18 protein-coding genes and 1 tRNA gene are annotated in these 22,070 nt (G+C 66.0%); 7 read left to right on the top strand and 12 right to left on the bottom strand.

Annotation, left to right across the window (positions count from 1 at the left end):
* Nucleotides 1-66 precede the first annotated feature (66 nt).
* A complete protein-coding gene (gene mazG, locus VHO04_RS12425) occupies nucleotides 67-849 on the top strand; it encodes a nucleoside triphosphate pyrophosphohydrolase (RefSeq protein ID WP_329628567.1) in 783 nt (260 codons plus the stop codon).
* Between the two features lie 142 nt (nucleotides 850-991).
* On the opposite strand, the gene hflX is transcribed toward mazG, so the two are convergent.
* The 7 genes from hflX to dusB form a co-directional block, all read right to left on the bottom strand.
* Complete coding sequence (hflX, locus tag VHO04_RS12420; protein ID WP_329628639.1) at nucleotides 992-2,281, bottom strand: GTPase HflX; 1,290 nt, start codon at nucleotides 2,279-2,281, stop codon at nucleotides 992-994.
* Between the two features lie 50 nt (nucleotides 2,282-2,331).
* Entirely contained in the window at nucleotides 2,332-2,841 is a 510-nt protein-coding gene (gene hfq, locus VHO04_RS12415; protein ID WP_414713111.1) for an RNA chaperone Hfq, read from the bottom strand.
* 103 nt (nucleotides 2,842-2,944) lie between these two features.
* Nucleotides 2,945-4,324, bottom strand: coding sequence for a sigma-54 dependent transcriptional regulator (locus VHO04_RS12410; RefSeq protein WP_329628565.1), 1,380 nt, complete (start codon nucleotides 4,322-4,324; stop codon nucleotides 2,945-2,947).
* The gene (locus VHO04_RS12405; protein ID WP_329628564.1) at nucleotides 4,314-6,605 is read right to left on the bottom strand and encodes a sensor histidine kinase; all 2,292 of its coding nucleotides are present in this window, start codon (nucleotides 6,603-6,605) and stop codon (nucleotides 4,314-4,316) included. The genes VHO04_RS12410 and VHO04_RS12405 overlap by 11 nt, the downstream gene beginning before the upstream one ends.
* A gap of 92 nt (nucleotides 6,606-6,697) precedes the next feature.
* Nucleotides 6,698-8,116 (bottom strand): sigma-54 dependent transcriptional regulator, encoded by a 1,419-nt coding sequence (locus tag VHO04_RS12400; protein ID WP_329628563.1) that lies wholly within the window; start codon nucleotides 8,114-8,116, stop codon nucleotides 6,698-6,700.
* A complete protein-coding gene (locus VHO04_RS12395) occupies nucleotides 8,113-9,207 on the bottom strand; it encodes a two-component system sensor histidine kinase NtrB (RefSeq protein ID WP_329628562.1) in 1,095 nt (364 codons plus the stop codon). Before VHO04_RS12395 ends, VHO04_RS12400 begins: the two co-directional genes overlap by 4 nt.
* The gene (dusB, locus tag VHO04_RS12390) at nucleotides 9,204-10,202 is read right to left on the bottom strand and encodes a tRNA dihydrouridine synthase DusB (RefSeq protein WP_329628561.1); all 999 of its coding nucleotides are present in this window, start codon (nucleotides 10,200-10,202) and stop codon (nucleotides 9,204-9,206) included. The genes VHO04_RS12395 and dusB overlap by 4 nt, the downstream gene beginning before the upstream one ends.
* A 97-nt stretch (nucleotides 10,203-10,299) precedes the next feature.
* Between dusB and VHO04_RS12385 the strand changes: the two genes are divergently transcribed.
* From VHO04_RS12385 to VHO04_RS12375, 3 genes are read left to right on the top strand one after another with little or no spacing between them, the layout of a single operon-like run.
* Entirely contained in the window at nucleotides 10,300-11,478 is a 1,179-nt protein-coding gene (locus VHO04_RS12385) for a bifunctional 2-C-methyl-D-erythritol 4-phosphate cytidylyltransferase/2-C-methyl-D-erythritol 2,4-cyclodiphosphate synthase (RefSeq protein ID WP_329628560.1), read from the top strand.
* Nucleotides 11,479-11,529: 51 nt separating this feature from the next.
* Complete coding sequence (locus VHO04_RS12380; RefSeq protein ID WP_329628638.1) at nucleotides 11,530-12,039, top strand: CinA family protein; 510 nt, start codon at nucleotides 11,530-11,532, stop codon at nucleotides 12,037-12,039.
* Between the two features lie 52 nt (nucleotides 12,040-12,091).
* Complete coding sequence (locus tag VHO04_RS12375) at nucleotides 12,092-13,441, top strand: chloride channel protein (protein ID WP_329628559.1); 1,350 nt, start codon at nucleotides 12,092-12,094, stop codon at nucleotides 13,439-13,441.
* Here the strand turns inward: VHO04_RS12375 and VHO04_RS12370 are convergent.
* Both VHO04_RS12370 and ettA read right to left on the bottom strand, forming a co-directional pair.
* Nucleotides 13,426-13,830 (bottom strand): PaaI family thioesterase, encoded by a 405-nt coding sequence (locus VHO04_RS12370; RefSeq protein WP_329628558.1) that lies wholly within the window; start codon nucleotides 13,828-13,830, stop codon nucleotides 13,426-13,428. The two genes, VHO04_RS12375 and VHO04_RS12370, sit on opposite strands and share 16 nt — an antisense overlap.
* A gap of 44 nt (nucleotides 13,831-13,874) precedes the next feature.
* The gene (gene ettA / locus VHO04_RS12365; RefSeq protein WP_329628557.1) at nucleotides 13,875-15,554 is read right to left on the bottom strand and encodes an energy-dependent translational throttle protein EttA; all 1,680 of its coding nucleotides are present in this window, start codon (nucleotides 15,552-15,554) and stop codon (nucleotides 13,875-13,877) included.
* Nucleotides 15,555-15,824: 270 nt separating this feature from the next.
* Here ettA and VHO04_RS12360 point away from each other — a divergent pair, with 270 nt between their 5' ends.
* Both VHO04_RS12360 and VHO04_RS12355 read left to right on the top strand, forming a co-directional pair.
* Nucleotides 15,825-17,189, top strand: a complete 1,365-nt coding sequence (locus tag VHO04_RS12360; protein ID WP_329628556.1) for a M20/M25/M40 family metallo-hydrolase — start codon at nucleotides 15,825-15,827, stop codon at nucleotides 17,187-17,189.
* 259 nt (nucleotides 17,190-17,448) lie between these two features.
* A complete protein-coding gene (locus VHO04_RS12355; protein ID WP_329628555.1) occupies nucleotides 17,449-17,733 on the top strand; it encodes a hypothetical protein in 285 nt (94 codons plus the stop codon).
* Here the strand turns inward: VHO04_RS12355 and VHO04_RS12350 are convergent.
* The 3 genes from VHO04_RS12350 to VHO04_RS12340 form a co-directional block, all read right to left on the bottom strand.
* Complete coding sequence (locus tag VHO04_RS12350) at nucleotides 17,726-19,579, bottom strand: hypothetical protein (RefSeq protein ID WP_329628554.1); 1,854 nt, start codon at nucleotides 19,577-19,579, stop codon at nucleotides 17,726-17,728. The two genes, VHO04_RS12355 and VHO04_RS12350, sit on opposite strands and share 8 nt — an antisense overlap.
* Before the next feature lie 126 nt (nucleotides 19,580-19,705).
* Nucleotides 19,706-19,782 (bottom strand) — tRNA-Pro (locus tag VHO04_RS12345).
* 37 nt (nucleotides 19,783-19,819) lie between these two features.
* Nucleotides 19,820-21,295 carry a M20 family peptidase gene (locus tag VHO04_RS12340; protein WP_329628553.1) on the bottom strand — a complete coding sequence of 492 codons (1,476 nt, stop codon included), beginning with the start codon at nucleotides 21,293-21,295 and terminating at the stop codon, nucleotides 19,820-19,822.
* A gap of 37 nt (nucleotides 21,296-21,332) precedes the next feature.
* Between VHO04_RS12340 and VHO04_RS12335 the strand changes: the two genes are divergently transcribed.
* The gene (locus tag VHO04_RS12335) at nucleotides 21,333-22,058 is read left to right on the top strand and encodes a sulfotransferase family 2 domain-containing protein (RefSeq protein WP_329628552.1); all 726 of its coding nucleotides are present in this window, start codon (nucleotides 21,333-21,335) and stop codon (nucleotides 22,056-22,058) included.
* Nucleotides 22,059-22,070: the final 12 nt, after the last annotated feature.

Below are 22,070 nucleotides of genomic sequence, written 5' to 3'. Positions count from 1 at the left end.
GCGTCGGGGCTACGCCCTCTCCATCTCCATATTTATTTAACATAATATATATTATCGGATAATTAGATGACCGACACCAAGGCCCCCTCGGCTGCGTCCCCCATCGATCGCCTGCTTGGCGTCATGGCGCGGCTCCGCGATCCAGACGGCGGCTGCGAATGGGATCTGGCGCAGGATTTCGCGACGATCGCGCCTTATACGATCGAGGAAGCCTATGAGGTCGCCGACGCGATCGCCGGCGGCGATCCCGCGGCGATCTGCGACGAGCTCGGCGACCTGCTGCTCCAGGTCGTCTTTCACAGCCAGATTGCGACCGACCGCGGGCTGTTCGGTTTCGATGATGTCGCGACCGCGATCAGCGACAAGATGGAGCGCCGCCATCCGCAAATCTTCGGTGATGCGAAGACGGGCGATGTCCGCGTCCAGTGGGAAACGATCAAGGCGGCCGAGCGCGCCGCCGATGGTCCCAAAAGCGCGCTCGACGGCGTCGCGCTGTCGCTCCCGGCGCTGCTCCGCGCGCAAAAGCTGCAGGGCCGCGCCGCGCGCGTCGGCTTCGACTGGCCCGACGCCGAAGGCCCGCGCGCCAAGATCGCCGAGGAACTGGACGAAGTCGTGACCGCACCCGACGATGCGGCGCGCGCCGAGGAGATCGGCGACCTGCTCTTCGCGGTGGTCAATTACGCGCGCCATCTTGGCGTCGATGCCGAAGGTGCGCTCCGCGCCGCCAACGATAAATTCGCCCGCCGCTTTCATGGCGTCGAGGAGCGCGCGGGGCCGGAGATTGCCACGCTGCCGCTCGATACGCTCGAAGCGTATTGGCAAGCGGTCAAGGCGTCGGAGCGAAACTGACGTTAGATTAACCCCGGTTCGTCATTGCGAGCGAAGCGAAGCAATCTCCAGCCATCGACCTTGCACGATCCTGGTAGCTGGAGATTGCTTCGTCGCTGCGCTCCGCGCAATGACGATGTCAACCTTGCTCAGCGTTGCCCCGCTACCCATCCCCCTGCGGCCACAACCGCTCGAACCGGGCGCGGTCGGCGGGGTCGAGCCGCACCGTCAGCACATGCCCCTCGCCCTCGGCAACATCGGACAGCACTTCGCCGCGCGCGTGGAGCCATGCCATCGCCTCGCCCTGATCGAAGCGCAGGAAGAGGCGTTCGACGCGGTGGCGCGCGGTCAATTGTGACGCCATGAGCGTCCGCGCCGCCTCGACGCCCTCACCCGTCGCCGCCGAGATGACCGCGACGTCCGGCCGCCGCGCCGCCATCTCCGCGATCGCCTCGCGCCTTTCGGCGTCGGCGGTGTCGATCTTGTTCCAGATTTCGATCTGCGGGACGGCCTCGGGGTCATCCTCCCCTTCCCCGTCGCGCGGTCCATTCACGCCCAGCGAGTCGAGGATCGCACGAACGTCGTCATATTGCGCCTCGCTGTCGGGATGCGCGATGTCGCGGACGTGGACGATCAGGTCGGCGGTCGTGACCTCCTCCAGCGTCGCGCGGAAGGCGGCGACGAGTTCGGTCGGCAGGTCGGAGACGAAGCCGACGGTGTCCGACAGGATCGCCTTGTCGATCCCCGGCAGCCGTATCTCGCGCATCGCCGGGTCGAGTGTCGCGAACAGCATATCCTCCGCCATGACATCACTTCCCGTCAGGCGATTGAAAAAAGTCGATTTTCCGGCATTGGTATAGCCGACGAGCGCGATCACCGGCCAGGGGGCGCGCTGGCGCTTCGACCGCTGAAGCTGGCGGGTGCGGCGGGCATCGTCGAGCTGGCGGCGGATGCGCGCCATCCGGTTGCGGATCATCCGCCGGTCGGCCTCGATCTGCGTTTCGCCCGGCCCGCCGAGGAAGCCGAATCCGCCGCGCTGCCGCTCAAGGTGGGTCCAGCTCCGCACCAGCCGCCCCGCCTGATAGTCGAGATGCGCCAGCTCGACCTGCAATCGTCCCTCGGCCGTCGCCGCGCGCTCGCCGAAGATTTCGAGGATCAGCCCCGTCCGATCGATGACTTTCGTCCCGAACTCGGTTTCCAGATTGCGCTGCTGGATCGCGGTCAGTGCCGCGTCTACGATGACGAGCTGCGCGCTCCGTTCGACGACATCGGGCTTGATCGCCTCGATCTGCCCTACCCCGATCAGCGTCGCCGCGCGTGTCTGCCGCAGCCGCAGCGCATGGACCGCCACGACGTCGAGCCCGATCGCCAGCGCCAGCCCCTTCGCTTCCTCGGCGCGCGCGTCCAGATCGCGCGACAGCCGCTGTCCGTGCCATTCGGGCACGATCAGCAGCGCCGCGGCGCCGCGGGTGACGTCATCGTCGCTGTCGCTCGTCGCGTCGATCAGGCAGCGCCTTCTTCGTCGCCATCGCCGGTGAGGTTGATCGGCCCGTTCGGCTGAACGGTCGAGATCGCATGTTTGTAGACGAGCTGCACCTGCCGCTCGCGCTCCAGCAACATGCAGAACAGATCGAAGGCGACGATATCGCCCTGCAGCATCACGCCGTTCACCAGGAACATCGTCACCGACTCGTCCGACCGCCGCACCGCGTTCAGGAACACGTCCTGCAGCGCCTTGCCCTTGCTCGCCGGCGCGTCGCGGATGTCGTTGCCCAGCGACGCGAGATCGAAATCATGCGACGGCATCACCGTCGAGATCGCGTGCTTGTAGACGAGCTGCGATTGGCCGTCGCGGCGCAGCAACAGCGAGAAATTGTCGAACCAGGTGATGATGCCCTGCAATTTGACGCCCTTGACCAGGAACATCGTCACCGGCGTCTTGGTCCGGCGCAGCGCATTGAGGAAAAGATCCTGGAGATTCTGATTCTTGTCGGACATATTTGCCTCCTTGATTTTGGCGGTGGAACCGCAAATGCAACGCCGTTTCCGGCGTTAGCGACCATCTTCGCACGCGCAATATGCGGCAAAGCTCGGTGCAGGTCTAGCGGGAAAGCCGTCAACCGTCGCTGTCGGGATTTTCGGTCAGTCCGAGCAGCTTGAGCTTTCGATGCAGCGCCGAACGCTCCATCCCGATGAAGGTGGCGGTGCGCGAGATATTGCCCGAAAAGCGGTTGATCTGGATGCGCAGATATTCGCGCTCGAAATTCTCGCGCGCTTCCTTGAGCGGAATCGCGGTGATCGACTCGCTGTTCGGCAGGATATCGGTGCCGCCGCGCACCAGTTCGGCGGGCAGCATGTCGGCATCGATGCGGCCCAGCCGATCGCTCGGCGCGAGGATCATCACCCGTTCGATGACGTTGCGCAATTCGCGGACATTTCCCGGCCAGTCATGCGCCTGGAACGCGGCCATGGCCTCGCCGCTGATTTCGGGCGGCGGCACGCGGCGGTCGGCGGCGTAACGGCGGACGAAATGATCGCAGAGGCTGGCGACGTCGTCGCGGCGCTCGCGCAGCGGCGGGATATGCACCGGCACGACGTTGAGCCGGTAATAAAGATCCTCGCGGAACCGGTTTTCGGCGATCTCGACCGTCAGGTCGCGCGCCGAACCCGAAATGATGCGGACATCGACGCGGATCATCGTCCGCCCGCCGACGCGCGTGAAGCTCTGATCGGTCAGGACGCGGAGAATCTTGCCCTGTGTCGTCAACGGCATGTCGGCGACCTCGTCGAGGAACAAGGTTCCGCCATGTGCCTGTTCGAGCAGGCCGACGCGGATCGATCCATCCTCGGCCTCCGAACCGAAGAGTTCGATCTCGACCGTTTCGGGGTCCATGCGCGCCGAGGAAATCACGCGGAAGGGCGCGTTGTGCCGCCCGCTCCAGCCGTGGAGGACGCGCGCGGCGACTTCCTTTCCAACGCCCGGCGCGCCGGTGATGAGGACGCGGCTGCCCGTTCCGGCGACGCGTTTCAGGGTCGCACGGACATTGTTGATCGCGGCGCTGGTGCCGGTCAGTTCGTCCGACGGCCCTGCTTTCTCGCGCAATTGCTCATATTCGAACTTGAGCCGCTCGCTCTCGGTCGCCCGCGCGACGAGGTGGAGCAGTCGCTCGGCCTCGAACGGTTTTTCGATGAAGTCGAATGCGCCGCGGCGGATTGCCGCGACGGCGGTGTCGAGGCCGCCGTGGCCCGAAATGACGATGATCGGCAGCGTCGGATCGAACGCCTTGATCGCCTCGACCAGCCCCAGCCCGTCGAGCCTCGATCCCTGCAGCCACACGTCGATCAACGCCAGCGACGGCCGCCGCTGGCGGATCGCATCGAGCGCGGCGTCGCTGTCCGACGCGGTGCGCGCCTCATAGCCTTCGTCCTCCATGACACCGGCCACCAATTCGCAAATGTCGCGCTCATCGTCGACGATCAGGATATCAAGCGCCATATTCTTCTCTGTCCTGCCGGTTCCGGACCCGTCCGGGAACCGATTCACCCTGCCCTGTTACCAATTCCCCCCCCTTGCTCGCCAACGACCGCAGCCGTCCCGGATGCAGGGTCAGCGTCACGCATGTGCCCGGCCCCGCCGGGTTGTCGCAGAATTCGAGTTCGCCATAATGTTGCTCGACGATCTTCTTGACGATCGCGAGCCCCAGCCCGGTGCCGCCCTGCCGCGTCGTCATATAGGGTTCGGCGATCGTGTCGCGGGCCTGCGGCAGCCCGACTCCGTCGTCGCTGACCCGGATGACGATGGCGTCGCCCGCGCCTGTCGCGAGTTCGGCGCTGATGTGGCCGACCGGCGATGATGCGATATTATCTGATTTTTCTTCAATCGCTTCGACCGCATTCTTGACGATGTTCGTGAGCGCCTGCGACAGCAGGCGACGGTCGCAGACGAGCGGCTCGATCTCGTCGGGCGTTTTCACGCTGAACACGATATCGGGCTTTGCCACCTCGAACAGGAAGACCGCCTGGCGCAGGATATCGCGGATATCCTCGACCCCGAACGTCGGCTTGGGCATACGCGCGAAGCTGGAAAATTCGTCGACCATGCGCCGCATGTCGTGCACCTGCCGGACGATGGTGTCGGTCAGACGGCGGAAGGTCGGCGCGTCGCCTTCGACCTTTTCACCGAAGCGGCGCTGAAGCCGCTCGGCGGCAAGCTGGATCGGGGTCAGCGGATTCTTGATCTCGTGCGCGATGCGCCGCGCAACGTCGGACCAGGCGGCGCGGCGCTGATCGAGCAGTTGCTGCGTGATGTCCTCGAAGCTCAGCACAAAACCATCGCCCTGCGCCACCGCTTTTGCCGCCAGCGTCGCGGGCTCGGCATCGCGGCGCGCGAGCTGAACGACGCCCTCGCGTTCGCCGCTGGTCAACAGGCCCGCGAGTTCGGGAGCGACGTCGGCGAGCGGCTGGCCGGTGAGGTCCGCCGCGCTCTGTCCAATCAACCGCTCGGCCGCGGCGTTGACGAGCAGGATGTGATGATCGGCATCGACCGACACGACCGCCGAGGAAACGCCGCTCAGCACCGCCTCGATGAAACTCCGCCGTGCTTCGAGCTGGGCGTTGACGTTGACGAGGGCGCCGGTCTGTCCCTCGAGCTGCTCGGTCATGCGGTTGAACGCTCGCGTCAGCACCGCGATCTCGTCGTCGCGCGCCGGCGGCGTCACCCGCACCGACAAATCGCCCCCCGCCGCCGTTCGGGTCGCGCCGATCAGCGTGCCGAGCGGGCGGACAATGCGGTCGGCGACGACGATCGCCGCGATGACCGCAAGCGCGAGCAGCAACAGCGAGCCGAGATAGAGCGCGCCGTTGAATTGAAGCTGCAATTGCTGAGATCGCTCGAACAATCCATTATAATCGGCCAAAACCGTCCGCGCGCGGTCAAATTGCCGCAGTCCGAGCATATTGGCCTCGCGCGACGCATATACATAGACTTTTGGCCTGCCCGGCAGCCGGGTTGCCGCCTCGATCCGGTCCGGCTTCTGCGTAACCACCACCGGATCGCCGCGATCGAGCTTGGCAACCGTATCCGGTGAAATGCGGGCATCGGCGGCGCGGTTGTCCGGATCGATCATCGCGGCCGTGCGCGCAATTCCATCCGAACCGACTTCGATGATCGCCGACTCATTGAGTTCGCGAAGCACCACCTGCTGCACATAGGCATCCTGGAACGACTGACTGTCGATGGGATAGCGCTGAAGATAGGCACTGAGGTCTTTCGCCATCGCCGTCGTGTGGGCGCTCAGCGATTTCTGACTATCCTCGTAAAAGGCCTGTGCCAGGCTCGCCGCATTTTCGAACATTCCGCGCGAGCGATCCGAATACCAGAAATCGACGCCGAACTGGAACAGCAGCGAGGCGAAGATCACGACCAGCAGCGTCGGCGTTGCCGCAAGCAGCGAAAAGAGCGCCACCAGCCTGACGTGCAGGCGGCCATTGCCCCCCGCCATCGACCGCACCGCGCGCGCGCGCGCGATGCGGCTGCCCACGAGCACGATCAGCGCCATCGCCGGAACGAGGTTGACGACCATGATCGCCGCCACGAGCGCGGGCGTCAGCAGCCTTTCGCTCTGCGCGTCGCCGGTGACGAAGATATAGGTGGCGATCGCGACACTGATGATGATCGCCAGCGTGTAATATTCGGGCGCCGCAAAGTGCCAGCCCCGCGAATCCGCGGTCGGATCGGTAGAATCGTTTTCGACGCCAAGGGAAGCGGCAGGCTCCATTGTTGCCTTGCTACGACAATCCTGTTGCATAGAAAACACACAAAGTGCGGACGCACGCCGATATGTGTACTTTTTGCCGTTGGTGCGAGGCGTCAGGGGCGCGCGGGGTCGATGGCGAGTTGCCCCAGCCGCTTGCGCAGCGTGTTGCGGTTGATCCCCAGCCGGCGCGCCGCCTCGAGCTGGTTGCCGCGCACTTCGCGCAGCGTCCGGCGCAGCAGCGCCGTTTCGACGATCGCTTCGAGCGCGTCATGGATCGCGCCGTCCTGACCCGATGTGGCAAGCGCCTCGCGCGCCCAATCGTCGACCGCGCGCGCGATCAGGTCAGCGGGAGCGGCAATCGCCGCGCTCTCGCCATGGTCGCGCAGCACCGCCTCGACATCGCGCGCACCGACCGAGGTGTCGCGCGACAATACTGCGAGGCGCTGAACGACGTTCCCAAGCTCGCGGACGTTGCCCGGCCAGTCGTGGCGTTCGAGAAGCTGCATCGCCGCGGGCGCGAATTGCCGGTCGGGAAGCCCGGCATGCCGCCCCGCATCGACGAAATGGCGCACCAGCGCGGCAATGTCGCTCCGCCGGTCGCGCAGCGGCGGCAGCGTCACCGGAATCACGTTGAGCCGGTAGAAAAGGTCCTCGCGAAAGCGCCCGTCGGCGACGAGCGTGCGCATGTCGCGGTGCGTCGCCGCGACGACGCGCACGTCGGCACGCAGCGCCTGGCTGCCGCCGACGGTCGAATATTCGTTGCTCTGGAGCACGCGCAGCAGCCGCGTCTGCGCCTCCAGCGGCATGTCGCCGATCTCGTCGAGGAACAGGGTGCCGCCCGCCGCCTGCTCGAAGCGGCCCGCGTTGCGGCTGGTCGCGCCGGTAAAGGCGCCCTTTTCGTGGCCGAACAGTTCGGCCTCGATCAGTTCGCGCGGGATCGCGGCCATGTTGATCGCGACGAACGGCCCGCTGCGCCGCAATCCCGTCGCATGGATCGCGCGCGCGACGACCTCCTTGCCGGTGCCCGATTCGCCCAGGATCAGCACCGCGAGATCGTTGGTCGCGAGCCGCGCGATGGTGCGGTAGACCGCCTGCATCGCCGGCGCGCGGCCGACCAGCCCGTGGCTGTCGGCCTGCCCCGGATCGGCCTTGACCGCGGGCTGGCTGCTCCGTTCGAGCGCGGCGCGGACGCTCGCGGTCAGTTCCTCGAGGTCGAACGGCTTGGGCAGATAATCATAGCTGCCGATCCCCGTCGCGCGCACCGCGGTGTCGAGGGTGTTCTGCGCCGACAGCACGATCACCGGCGTGTCGGGATCGACGCCCGCGCCGGGCAGCGAGTCGATGCCGTCGCCGTCGGGCAGCGCGACATCGGTGATGATCAGGTCGGCGCGATGGTCCGCCAGCCAGGCGTTGCGCTCGCCGATGCTCGAAACCGACGCGAAGGTGCTGCACTCGGCATCGAGCGTCTCGCGGATGATCAGCGCGATCGCCGGATCGTCCTCGACGAGCAGGATCGTCTTGCCGCTGCTCATGCGCCTCGTCCCTGTTTCGATACGGCGGGCAGGTGGACGCGGAAGCGCGTCCAGTCGCCGTCGCGAAGATGCTGCGCCGTTCCGCCCATGTCGCGCGCCAGCTTGGCAACGAGCGCGAGGCCCAGCCCCCTGCCCTCGCGCTTCGTGGTGACGAAGGGATCGAACAGGTCGCCGCGAATATCGGCGGGAACACCGGGACCATTGTCGCTGACGCTGACCTCGATCGGCAGCGCGATGCGGCCGCGCCCGTCGCCATTGTCGATCGACAAGCCGTGGCGATAGGCGGTCGCGATGCGCACGATGCCATCGTCGCGCCCCGCCAGAACCTCGCAGCCGTTGGTGATCAGATTGAGCAGAATCTGAACCAGCGCATCGTGATTGCCGTGCACCAGCGGCAGCGACGGATCGAAATCCTCGACGAAGCCGATACCCGGAAACTGGCGCGCGCGCGCGGTCTCCATCGCCTGGTGGATCGGCTGATAGAGGTTGACGGGGCCGCAGGCGATCGGCTGCCCGCGCGAGAAATGCTCCATCTGGTCGATCAGCGTCGTGATCCGGTCCACCTCGGCGCAGATCAGGGTCGTGAAGCGCTCGCCGCTGGCATCGGCCTTGCGCGCGAGCAGTTGCGCCGCGCCCTTGATCCCCGCGAGCGGATTCTTGATCTCGTGCGCGAGCATCGAAGCGGCGGCGCCCGCGGCGCGGCCCGAACGGCCGATCGCGCCGCCCATCAGATCGGCTTCGCGCTGCGACGGCACGAGCGTCAGGATGCGGTGGCCGCTGCGGCCATAGGGCACGAGCTGCATGTCGACGAAGACCGACCGGCGCCCGCCAAGCGTGATTTCGGCGCGATGCGCAAACAGCGCCGGGGCGGCCGGATCGTTCATCCGCTGACGAAAGCTGCGGTCCATGCCGATCACATCGTCGATGACGCGCCCGACCATCGCCGCGCGCCCGATATTGCAGAGCTGCTCGGCGGCAGCATTGACGAACAGGATCACTCCGCCCCGGTCGATCAGCAGCGTGGCGACGGGATGCGACTGGATGATCTCGTCATGGTCGAACATCGGAATGCTCGACGTCAGCGCGCTCACGCGGCCGCCTTGCTCAGATAGGGCCCGTAGAATTGCTCGAGCGCGTCGAGCACCCCGCGGCTGTCGGGGATCTGGTTGACCTTGTTGCGAAACTCGGCCGAGCCCGGCAGGCCCTTGACGTACCACCCCAGATGCTTGCGCGCCATATTGACCCCGGTCATCTCGCCATAATGGTCGAGCATCGCGCGATAATGCGTTGTGATGATTTCATATTGTTCGTCGACGCCGGGGTCGGGGCGCTCGCCCTCCCCGCGCAGCGCCGCGATCACCTGCCCGAGCAGCCACGGCCGGCCATAGGCACCGCGGCCGATCATCACGCCGTCGGCGCCGCTCTGCGCGATGGCGGTGCGGGCATCGTCGGCCGAACAGATGTCGCCGTTGACGATGACCGGGATCGACACCGCATCCTTGACCGTGCGGACGAACGCCCAGTCGGCGGTGCCGCGATACATTTGGTTGCGCGTGCGGCCGTGCACGGTGACCAGTTTCGCGCCCAGATCCTCGGCGATATGCGCGAGTTCGGGTGCGTTCAGGCTGTCGACGTCCCAGCCCATGCGCATCTTGACGGTCACGGGGACCGACACCGCCTTGACGCAAGCGTCGATCAGCGCGGCGGCGAGCTTCAGGTCGCGCATCAGCGCCGACCCCGCGTCGCCATTGGTGACCTTGCGCACCGGGCAGCCCATGTTGATGTCGATGATTGCCGCGCCGCGATCCTCGTTGAGCTTGGCCGCCTCGCCCATTTCATAGGGGGTGCAGCCAACGAGCTGCATCGACACCGGTTCCTCGACCGGATGCCACGCCGCCTTCTGAAGCGACTGGCGCGTTTCGCGGATCGCGGCCTGGCTCGCGATCATCTCGGTGACGTTGAGCCCCGAACCGTAGCGGCGCACCAGGGTGCGGAACGGCATGTCAGAAACGCCCGTCATCGGCGCGAGGATCACGGGATCCGCGATGGTGATGGGGCCGATCTGGATGGGCCGGAGCGGCGCCATGGCGGGGAGCTTTCGTCGAAATTGCCTAAATTTTGAGCACGCCCTACACGCTAAGCGGCTTTCCCGCAAGTCGCGGCTGCGCTAACCGGCGCGCGACATGGCCGAGTCCCTGCCCCCCCTTTCCCCGCACATCGGGGTCATATTGCTCGCCGGCGGCCGGGGAAGCCGCACCGGTTTCGCCCGGCCGAAGCAGCTCGAAGCGCTCGGCGGCAAGCCGGTGCTGCGCTGGAGCCTCGACGCCTTCGCCGCGCATCCCGCGATTTCTGCCGGTGTGCTGGTGGCAAATGATGACGTCATGGCGGCGATGGGCGCGCTCCCCGAAGGCTGGATTTCCGCAGAGCCCGGCGCCGAGCGCCAGCAATCGGTCGCCAACGCCCTCGCCGCGCTGACCGACTGGAACGAAGAGGCGCTCATCCTCGTTCACGATGCCGCGCGTCCCGGCGTTGGCGCCGACGTCATCGACCGGTTGATCGCCGCGCTTCACGAAAGCGATGCCGCGATCCCCACGCTGCCGGTTCCCGACACGCTGGTCGAACAGGCCTCGGGCGAGGCCGGCGATGCGGTCGATCGCGCTGCCCTTGCGCGCGTCCAGACCCCGCAGGCCGTCCGGCTCGGTATCTTGCGCCGCGCCCATGCCGCCGCGGCGGATGAGGCCGCGACCGACGATGCGCAGCTCGTTCGCCGCCTTGGCGGTCGCGTCGCAGCGGTCGTCGGCGATGCGCGACTCCACAAACTGACATATGCCGAGGATATGGCGATCCTTTCCGGGCTTCTGGGGGTAGCGACGATGATGCGAACCGCGGTCGGCATGGGGTATGACGTTCACCGCCTCGTGACGGGCAAGCCGTTGTGGATCGGCGGGATCGAAATCGCGCATAGTCATGGGCTTGAGGGGCATAGCGACGCCGACGTCGCGCTCCATGCGATCACCGACGCGATCCTCGGCGCGCTCGCCGACGGCGATATCGGCGACCATTTCCCGCCGAGCGACCCGCAATGGCGCGGGGCCGCCTCGCACCGCTTCCTCGCTTTCGCCGCCGAGCGGGTCACCGCGCGCGCGGGGCGCATCGATCATGTCGACCTGACGATCATCGCCGAAGCGCCCAAGATCGGCCCGCACCGCCCCGCCATCCGCGCCCGCATCGCCGAAATCCTTGCGATTCCGCTGGAACGCGTTAGTGTGAAGGCCACAACGACCGAGCGGCTGGGCTTCACCGGCCGCCGCGAAGGGATCGCCGCACAGGCGGTCGCCACCCTGTCACTTCCGGAGAATTGAACCTTGTCGTCGATCGTCGAAACGCGCCAGACCGCGCGTGAAGAAGCCGCCATGTCGGTTCTTGCCGCGAACCGCGCCGCCGGGCGCACGGTCGCCGTCGCCGAAAGCTGCACCGGCGGCATGGTGTCGGCCGCACTAACCGATATCGCGGGCAGTTCCGACGTGTTCAGCGCCGGCTTCATCACCTATTCGGGCGATGCAAAGAAGCGCCAGCTCGACGTCAGCGGCGAAATATTGGAAACCTTCGGCGAGGTCTCGCTCGCGACCGCCTGGGCAATGGCGGCAGGGGTGCTGGCGAACAGCGACGCCGATGTCGCGGTCGCGATCACCGGCATCGCGGGGCCCGGCGGGGGATCGGAGAAGAAGCCGGTCGGCCAGGTCGTCTTCGCGCGCGCGCTGCGCGGGCAGGACCCCGACGATTATTTCACCCAGCGGGTGCAGTTCGACTCGAAAGATCGCGCCGCCATCCGTCACGCCGCGACCCTGTTCGCGCTCGATCTGCTTCAGCCCGCCAAGGATTCGCTGCGGCCGTCGGAGGATATCGCCCTCCCCGCAGCTTGAGTGAAGACAGGCTGGGGTTGCACTCCCGCCCATCGGAGGCCAAGGCGCCCGAATGCGGACAAAGCCCATCCTGTCACGCTTGACCCGCCTGTGGCTGCTGCGCCTGAACCGCCGCGCCCGTAGCGAGGTCGTCGATATCCGCCGCCGTATCGCGATGGTCAGCGGTGCCGTGCTGCTCGGCATGATCGCCTTGGCCTTTGCCGCGGCCGGCGACCGCGTCCAGCCGCTGATATTCGCTCTCGCCGCACGGCTATGGTGGCTGCCCGTTCTGGTCACCCCCGCGGCTTTCGCCCTGATCGTCTGGACCGCCAACCGCTATTTTCCCGAATCGCGCGGATCGGGCATTCCGCAGATCATCGCGGCGGCACGTCACCCCGAACAGGCCGCGAAAAGCAAATTGGTGTCGCTGCGCACGGCCTGCGCAAAGCTCGGCCTGACGCTCGCCACCCTGGCCGCGGGCGGCTCGGTCGGACGCGAGGGACCGACGGTGCAGGTCAGCGCCGCCATCATGGTGGCCATGCATCGCCTGCTGAAGGTCCGCATGACCGCCGGCGTCTTCATCGCCGGCGGTGCCGCAGGGGTTGCCGCCGCCTTCAATACGCCGCTGGCGGGCATCGCCTTCGCGATCGAGGAACTGGCCGCGGCCTATGAACAACGCGTCGCGGTTCTGACGATGGGCGCCGTGATGATCGCGGGCCTCGTCAGCCTCTCGGTCGCGGGCGATTATGTCTATCTCGGCGTGATGCGGGATACGCTTCCGGTCACCGACGCGCTGCTGATCGCACCGATCGCCGGGATCGGCGGCGGGCTTGCCGGCGGGCTGTTTGCGAAAATCATCCTCGCCGCGAGCGATCGCACCGCCGGCTGGGCGCGCCGCGCAGCCAGGCGGCCGGTCGTTTTTGCCGCGGTCTGCGGGCTCGTCGTCGCACTGGTCGGGATCGCCACCGACGGCGCGACCTGGGGCACCGGCTATGACGTCACCAAATTCCTGGTCGAGGGCAATCAGGGCAAGCTCTGGTTCTTTCCCGCAAAGTTCACGGCCGCGCTCGCTTCGACACTCAGCGGCGCTCCGGGCGGCATCTTCGCGCCGTCCCTCGCGGTCGGCGCGGGATTCGGAAATCTTCTGACGCCCGCTTTTCCTGACAGCCCGGCGGGCGCAGTCGTCATGATGGGAATGGTCGCCTATTTCGTCGGCGTCGTGCGCGCGCCCCTGACGGCCGTCATCATCCTGATCGAGGCGACGGCGGCGCGGGGCGTTATCGTGCCACTGTTCATGACCGCGCTGATCGCCGACTGGACGAGCGCGCAAATCTGTCCGACCCGCCTCTATCACGGCCTGTCGCGGCAAATGCTGCCCGCCAAAAATCCGCGCGCCGATGGCGATCCTCAGGGAATCGCGTAGGTCACATTCGCCTGTCCGACCGGCTTGTCGGCATCGTCGGTCCAGATGCGCACGTCCATCACCGCCAGCCGCTTGCCGAGGCGCAGCATATGCGCGTCGGCGAACACCGGCCCCGGACGACAGGGACGCAGGAACTGATAATTGAGCGCGCTCGTCACCGCCATCGCGACCGGGCCGATATGCGCGAGGACGAGCGCATAGGCTGCCATGTCGGCAAAGCCCATCTGCGTCGGGCCGGAAATCAATCCGCCGGGGCGCAGCGCCTGCTCATTGGGGTCGATCCGCGCGTGGATGTGCCCCGGCGCGGCGGAGACGACATGACCGCGCGAGCCCGGCTTCGCATGGGGGAAGGCGTCCGCCATGAAGGCGTTGAGCGCGTCCGCGTCCATGCGGATCGCGCTCGAAGAGATGGGCGCCTCCCCTGCCATGCCGGTCAGCGCGTCAGCTTCTTGTAGGTCGTCGCGTGCGGCCGCGTCGCCTCGTCGCCGAGGCGACGGATCTTGTCTTCCTCATAGGCCTCGAAATTGCCCTCGAACCATTCGACATGGCTGTCGCCCTCAAAGGCGAGGATGTGCGTCGCGAGGCGATCGAGGAAGAAGCGGTCGTGGCTGATGACCACCGCGCAGCCCGCGAAATTCTCCAGCGCTTCTTCCAGCGCCGCGAGCGTTTCGGTGTCGAGGTCGTTGGTCGGTTCGTCGAGCAACAGCACGTTGCCGCCGGCCTTGAGCATCTTCGCCATATGGACGCGGTTGCGCTCGCCGCCCGAAAGCTGGCCGACCTTCTTCTGCTGATCGGTGCCCTTGAAGTTGAAGGCGCCGACATAGGCGCGCGTCTGCATCTCGTGCTTGCCGATCGACATCATGTCGTGACCGCCAGAGATCTCCTCCCAGACATTCTTGTTCGGATCGAGCGCGTCGCGGCTCTGGTCGACATAGCCGAGGCGAACCGTGTCCCCGATCGCGACGTTGCCGCTGTCGGGCTGTTCCTGTCCGGTGATCAGCTTGAACAAAGTCGATTTGCCCGCGCCGTTCGGCCCGATGACGCCGACGATGCCGCCGGGCGGCAGGGTGAAGGACAGGTCCTCGAACAGCAATTTGTCGCCATAGGCCTTCGAGATGCCCGTCACCTCGATCACCTTGCCGCCGAGGCGCTCGGGCACCTGGATGACGATCTGCGCCTTGCCGGGGGTCCGGTTTTCCTGCGCCTCGACAAGCTGGTCGAAGCTCTTGATACGCGCCTTCGACTTGGCCTGACGCGCTTTGGGCGACTGCCGGATCCATTCGAGCTCGTCGCGGATCGCCTTCTGGCGCCCCTGATCCTCCCGCGCCTCCTGTTCGAGTCGCTTGCCCTTCTTGTCGAGGTAGGTCGAATAATTGCCCTCGTAGACGAAGTAGCGGCCGCGATCGAGTTCGAGGATCCAGTTCACGACATTGTCGAGGAAATAGCGGTCGTGGGTGACGAGGATAACGTTGCCGGGATAGTCGACCAGATGCTTTTCCAGCCATGCGACGCTTTCCGCGTCAAGGTGGTTGGTCGGTTCGTCAAGCAGCAGGATCGACGGCTTTTCGAGCAGCAAGCGGGTCAGCGCGATGCGGCGCTTTTCACCGCCCGACAGATTTTCGACGCTCCAGTCGCCGGGCGGGCAGCGGAGCGCTTCCATCGCGATTTCGAGCTGGTTGTCGAGCGTCCAGCCGTCGACCGCGTCGATCTTTTCCTGCAGCGTGCCCATTTCCTCCATCAAAGCGTCGAAATCGGCGTCGGCGGGCGGGTCGGCCATCAGCGCGCTGATCTCGTTGAAGCGGTCCATCATGTCGGCGACCGGGCGCACCCCGTCCATGACATTTTCCTTGACCGTCTTGTTCGGGTCGAGCTGCGGCTCCTGCGCCAGATAGCCGACGGTGATGCCTTCGCCCGGCCACGCTTCGCCGGTGAAATCCTTGTCGATGCCGGCCATGATCTTCATCAGCGTCGATTTGCCGGTGCCGTTCGGGCCGACGATGCCGATCTTGGCATCGGGATAGAATTGCAGGCTGAGATTGTTGAGCGTCGGCTTCTGCGCGCCGGGATAGGTCTTGGTCAGACCCTTCATCACGAAACTATATTGGGCGGCCATCGATATGCTCCGGTAGAGGCTGGGCCGCGCGCTCGCGGCCGGAAGAGTTGGGCGCCGGTTAGCGAATGGGCGCGGGGTTGGCAATCGATTGGGCATTTGGGTGATGACGTCGTTTGAAACGAGAGACGTGCCTTTACTTTTTCGTCACCCCGGACTTGATCCGGGGTCCCGCCCAGCAACGGTGACAAGCGGGACCCCGGATCAAGTCCGGGGTGACGAGGAGGCAATCGAGGCTTGCGAGGGACGGACGCGGCCCGCTAGGACAGCGTCATGACAGGCTCATCCATCCCCGCCCGCCTTGTCGGGATCGCCGCCCTCCTTCTCGCAACCACCGCCAGCGCCGCACCGAGCGCAGTCGACCTCGCGCAAAGCGGCGACGATCCGGCCTGGTCGATCACCGAGGATCTGACCACCGAAATCGGCCCGCGCCCCGCAGGCAGCGATCGCGAGGCCGCGGCACGGCGCTGGGCCGTCGACCGGCTGAAAGCGATGGGCTTCGCCAATGTCCGCGAGGAGGCCTATCAAATGCCGGTATGGCAGCGCGGCACGGAGGAGGCCTGGCTCACCGCGCCCTTCCTGCCGCAGAAGCTGACCGTCGTCGGGCTCGGCAACAGCGGCGCGACCGGACCGAAGGGGATCGAGGCGGAGGTCGCCTATTTCGACGGCTATGACGCCCTCGTCGCCGCGCCCGACGCAGCGGTGAAGGGCAAGATCGTCTTCGTCGACAACCAGATGAAGGCGGCGCAGGACGGCAGCGGCTACGGCTATTTCGGGCGCGGACGCTTCATGGGGCCGAGCGTGGCGGCGAAGAAGGGGGCGCTCGCCATCGTCATCCGTTCGATCGGCACCGACAGCCATCGCATCGCGCACGCGGGCGTGACCAATTTCGACGATGGCGTGACCCCGATCCCCGCCGCCGCCATCTCCGGCCCCGACGCCGACCAGCTCGTCCGCCAGTGGCAGCGCCGCCCGGGCGCGCTGCGCCTGAAGCTGCTGCTGACGCCGCGCCGGCTGGAGCAGCAGGCATCGGGCAACGTCATCGCCGAGGTGCCGGGCAGCGACCCCGCCGCGAGTCCCGTGATCGCCGCCTGCCATCTCGATAGCTGGGACCAGGGCACCGGCGCGATCGACGATGCGGCAGGCTGCGGGATCATCGCCGCCGCGGCGAAGCATGTCATGACGGCAGGCCAGCCGCGCCGCACGATCCGCATCCTCTGGGCGGGTGCCGAAGAAGTCGGCGGGTTCGGCGGCAAGGCCTATTTCGATGCGCATGGCAAGGAACGCCACGCCGCCGCGCTCGAATCCGATTTCGGCGCCGACCGCGTCTGGCGCGTCGATTTCAAGCTGCCCGACAGCGCGAAACCGCTGACCGAGCGGATCGCGGCGGCGCTCGCGCCGCTCGGCATCACGCCCGGCAAGACTCCCGCCAGCGGCGGCACCGACATCGGCGCGCTCACCGCCGCCGGCACGCCGATCGTCGACCTGCAACAGGACGGCACCCGCTATTTCGACATTCACCACACGCCCGATGACACGCTCGACAAGGTCGATCCGGCGCAATTGCGACAAAATGTTGTCGCCTGGACCGCGACTTTGGCGATTCTCGCGAACAGCAGCGATTCCGAGCTTCCCTGATTGTTTCGGGGAAATGACAGTTTTCCGCGCGCACGGGACATCTCAATTATTTTTGTTGACGATTCACGCGGAAAGGCTAAATCCCGCCGCTCGCGGGACGGGAAAGTTTCCCCAGCGCGGAAAGGCATTTTAGGGAGCCCACACATCATGAAGAAGTTTGCTGCTATCGCCGTTGCCGCCAGCATGTTCGCCCTCGCCGCTTGCGGTGAGAAGGCTGCTGACGAAGCTGCCACCACCGAAGCTCCGGCTGCGGACGCGGTTGCTGAAGAAGGCGCCGACGCCGCTGCTGCTGGCGCCGATGCCGCCGCTGCTGGTGCCGACGCTGCCGCTGCTGGCGCCGACGCTGCTGCCGCTCCGGCCGCTGCCGACGCCGCTGCTGCTCCGGCTGCTGCCGCTGCTCCGGCCGCTGACGCCAAGGCTGCTGCTCCGGCTGAAGAAAAGAAGTAAGTCGCAGCCCTTCGGGGCAATGACTGAAACGAACAAGGGCGGTCTTCCTTCGGGAAGGCCGCCTTTTTCGTTGCCCAAAGCTTATTTGCCTATTTGATCTGGGCCTGGATGCTGATGGTGAAGCTGGTCGGAACGCCGGTCGACCCCGCCATCGTGCCGCGCGGCCGCAGGCAGACATATTTCACCGCCGGATCATAGGACGCGACCGGCGTGTAGGTGCAGGCGGCGAAGCTTGCAGGGCGGGCCGCCGAACTGGAATAGCGGATATCGGTCGCGCTGCTGAAGGTCAGCCCGCTCGATCCCTGCGTGAAAAGCGGATTCGCCGCGGTCCCCACCGAAATCTGAAGCGGCAGCGTATCGACGATGAACATGCTGTTGTTGTCGACCGACGCCGGCCCGCTGTTGCGGACTTCCAGCGTGTAACGCACGATGCTGCCCGGGATCGCCTTGGGGTCGATCGCCCCGTTGACGGGATCGGAGACGAGCGCCGAGGTCTTGGCGATGTCGAGCGTCGCATTCGATGCGCGTTTCGTGTTGGTGATCGTGCAACTGATGACGTCGCCCATCTGCGGCGTCACGCTGCCGCCGACGACGGTCGGCAGCACGGTCGACGAGGAGGCGCCGTTGGCGCAGCTCAGAACCGCCGAATATTGGCCGAGGCTGGTCGTTCCCGCTGGCGCCTCATCGAAGCTATAGGCGGTTCCCGCGGCGACCTGCGTCTGCGCCGTCGACGCATTGCCGACGCTTGCTCCGGTGCCGGTCGTGGTCGTCGTCGCGGTGACCGTCGCCCCTTGCGCAATGGTCATCACGAACTGGTCGCCCGCGAACTGGCGCCCCGACGCCGCCAGCGCCTTGGTCAGGCGGAGATGCGGATAGGGCGTCTCGGTAAAGCTGCACTGGACGGCATCGCCAAAGCGCAGCGTGCCGAAATCATAGGAGGTGGTGACGACGCCGTTCGGCATGACGGTCGGCGAGCCCGATGCGGTGTTGCTGCACGTCAGTGTCGAGCGATATTGGCCGAGCGCGCTGCTGCTGCCCGCCGCCATCGCCTGGTTCAGCGTCAGCGGAATCGCCGCGGTGCTCGACAGGGCGGCGGCGGTGAAGGGCCCCAGCCCCGCCCCGCTCGACGTGCCCGACGCCAGCACCGTGCCGCTGCCGGTGGCGTTGATCGAAAAGGCGAATTGGTCGGCCGCGTTAATCCGCGTTCCCGAAATCTGGGTGTTGAGCCGGATCGAGGCGAAGCGCACCGCGAACATCGCCCCTTGAAGCCCGCCACCGACCATCGTGGTCGTCACCTGCGTCGGCGAGGTCGACCCCATGATATAGGCGCCCACCGTCCCCGCAGCGCCGCTTTCGGTGAAGTTGCTCGTCCCGACGCCCGAGACCGAAGGATAGGTCGATCCGCTGATCGGCCCGGCGCGGTCGAGCTCCTGCCAGCCGCCACCGTTGGCCTGGAAGCGCAGCGATTCATTCTCGTTGCTCGACTCGCCGTCGGCGGCGACGAACATGAAATTGCTGATCGTCCCCGACGCCGGCGGGGTCAGCGCGATGTTCGAGATCGTCACCGTCGTCGTGCCCGCCGCGGTCTGATAGAGGATCGGACGTCCCGCGATGCCGAGAAAGGCCGTGTTACCGACCGCCGCCCCGGTCCACGACGGTGCCGCCGCCGATGTCGCCGCCGAACCCGAGACCTTCAGCCGAAAACTCATCACCGTGCCGTCGGGCAAGGTGTAGGAAAAAGCCTGTCCGTTCGTGCCCCGCGCGGTCGTGTCGTTGTAGCCGCCGAGGTCGAGCCAGCAATAGGTCTGCCAGTCGGCGGGCCCGGTCGATCCCTGCGACGTCGCATAATAGCAATTGGCCGCAAGCGCGGGGCTCGCGGCGCACAACGACGCGATCAGCGCGCATAGCGCCGCAATCCATTTCCCCGGACGGATGCCCACCATCTTCAAATGCCTTGGTCCCATTTGCGAGGGACCGCCTTAAAGACAAATGTTTATCAGCGCGTTAAGGGTGATTGACGCGCGTTCAGGACGCGCAGCCCGTGCAATAACGGGGCCTTTTGGGGAAGCTGGTCGGGGAGACAGGATTCGAACCTGCGACATCTTGCTCCCAAAGCAAGCGCGCTACCGGGCTGCGCCACTCCCCGACCGTGCGGGCGCCTTAGACAGGCTGAGGCCCCAAGTCTATCCCGCAGACGTCGCGATCAGCCGCGCATAGAAATCGATCATCTTCTTGAAGCTGTCGATCGCCATATGCTCGTTGGTGCCGTGGATCATGGCGGATTCCTTGAGCGAGACGCGCAGCGGCATGAAGCGATAGACGTCCTCCGACACCGGCTCCATGCTGCGGCTGTCGGTGCCCGCCACGACCAGCATCGGCGTCAGCACCGCGTCGGGCGCTTCCGCGCGCGCCGCGGCGGCGATCCATTTCCAGCCCTGCGAACTCGTCGACGACACGCGCGAGGGCTCGCGCGGCGGCTTGACCCAGCTGAGATCGACCTTTGCGTCGCCGACCGCCGCCTTCGCGCGCGCCATGACGTCAGCCGAACTGTTCCAGGGCGCGATGCGATAGTTGATCAGCGCGTTCGCCGATTGCGGCAGGACATTCTCCTTGGGGCTGCCCTCCAGCATCGTCGGGGCGATGGTGGTGTGGAAGGCGGCGGCGGTCGAGGGCGTGTCGGCGATCCCGCCCTTGAGCAGCCGCCCGAACAGCCACTGGTTGGCGACCGCCATCTTGGTCGTCCCGCCCTTCTTCGCCGCGAGCGCTTCGATCATCTGTTCGCCGGGGCCGCGAATTTCCAGCGGGAAGGGCTTGTCGGCGATGGCAAGCACCGCCTTGGCGAGCGTCGTCACCCCCGTCTCGGCCGGCGGCATCGAGCTGTGACCGCCGGGTGCGTTCGCGGTAATCTTCAGGGTCGCATAGCCCTTTTCGGAAATGCCGATCATGATCGCGGGGCCGTCGATCACGGGCGTATCGGCGAGAATGAGGCCGCCCTCGTCGAGCGTGTAGATCGCCTTGACACCCTCGGCCTTCAGCTTCGCCGCCGCTGCGATCGCGCCGGACCCGCCGGCTTCCTCGTCATGGCCCGAAACCAGATATAGGCCGCGCTTGGGCTTGAAGCCCGATTTCGCGAGCGCATCGACCGCCTCGAACAGGCCGATCAGCGAGCCCTTGTCGTCGACGGTGCCGCGGCCCCACACCGCATTGTCGGCGATCGTCCCCGCAAAGGGCGGATATTTCCAGTCCTTCTCGGTCCCCGGCGTCACCGGCACGACGTCCTGGTGCGCCATCAGGATGATCGGCGCGAGCGACGCGTCGCTGCCGGGCCAATAATAGACGAGCGTCTTGTTCGGCAGGATCGTGCGCGTCATCGCGCCGTGCGCGGCGGGATAGGTCGAGGCGAGCCAGGTGTGCAGCCGGTCCCATTCGGCGATCTGATTGTCGGCCGGATCCTGGTTCGACACGGTGGGAATCTGCGCGGCTTCGCTGAGGTGGCGAACGGCGGCGTCGAGGTCATAGGGTGGAGCGGCGGCGATCCGGACATCGCTTCCGTCGGCGACGTTCGCGGGAGAGAAACCCGCGGTGCGCACCGCGACCGTTGCCGCGGTAACGGCAACCAGTGCGACGCCGCCCAAGATGATGATCCCACGTTTACGCATATGACTCTCCCCTTCTCGGATTTTCAGAAGACCGCGAATGGTTCCGATTTGCAACCCAATTAGGGCCCATACTCAATTACAGCGGCAAAAAGCGCGATCGTCCGCTAAACGGACATTGAAATTACCGAATCTGACTGGGGCGAAAATGATCTGTCATCGCTGGAAGACGCTGTTCATCCACATCCCGAAAACCGGGGGGCAGAGCATCGAGCAAGTCTTTCTCGACAAGATGGGCCTTGATTGGGCCAGCCGTGGTCCGCTGCTGCTGACGACCAACCATGACCCTGAGGCCGGCCCGCCCTTTCTCGCCCATCTCACCGCCGGGGAATATCTGTCGAAAGGCCATTTGGCGCCGATCGATTTCAACGATTATTTCCGATTCACCGTCGTGCGAAACCCGTGGGACCGCGCGGTTTCCGAATATAAATATAGATATGCGCGCGAGATGGATTTCCGGGACTTCATCCTCACGGCTTATCCCGCCCCCGAAGGCAGCAACGAGGAGCGGCACCTCATGCCGCAATGGTCGTTCGTGCACGACGAGAACGGGCAAAGCCTGGTCGATCACATCATCCGATTTGAAGATGGCAGCCGGCAGTTTGCCGAGATATCGATGCGGATTTTCGGCGAGTCCATTGCCCTGCCGCATGTCAACCAATCGCCTGACCGCCGTCCCTACCGGAAATTTTACGACGCGGAAACGCGCGAGGCGATCGCCAGCCGCTACCAATCCGATATCGCGTGGCTCGGCTACGAATTCTGACGCGCCTGATCC

It is taken from the genome of Sphingopyxis sp., assembly GCF_036261875.1.
Lineage (GTDB): Bacteria > Pseudomonadota > Alphaproteobacteria > Sphingomonadales > Sphingomonadaceae > Sphingopyxis.
This window is presented reverse-complemented; position numbering and strand designations above follow the sequence as displayed.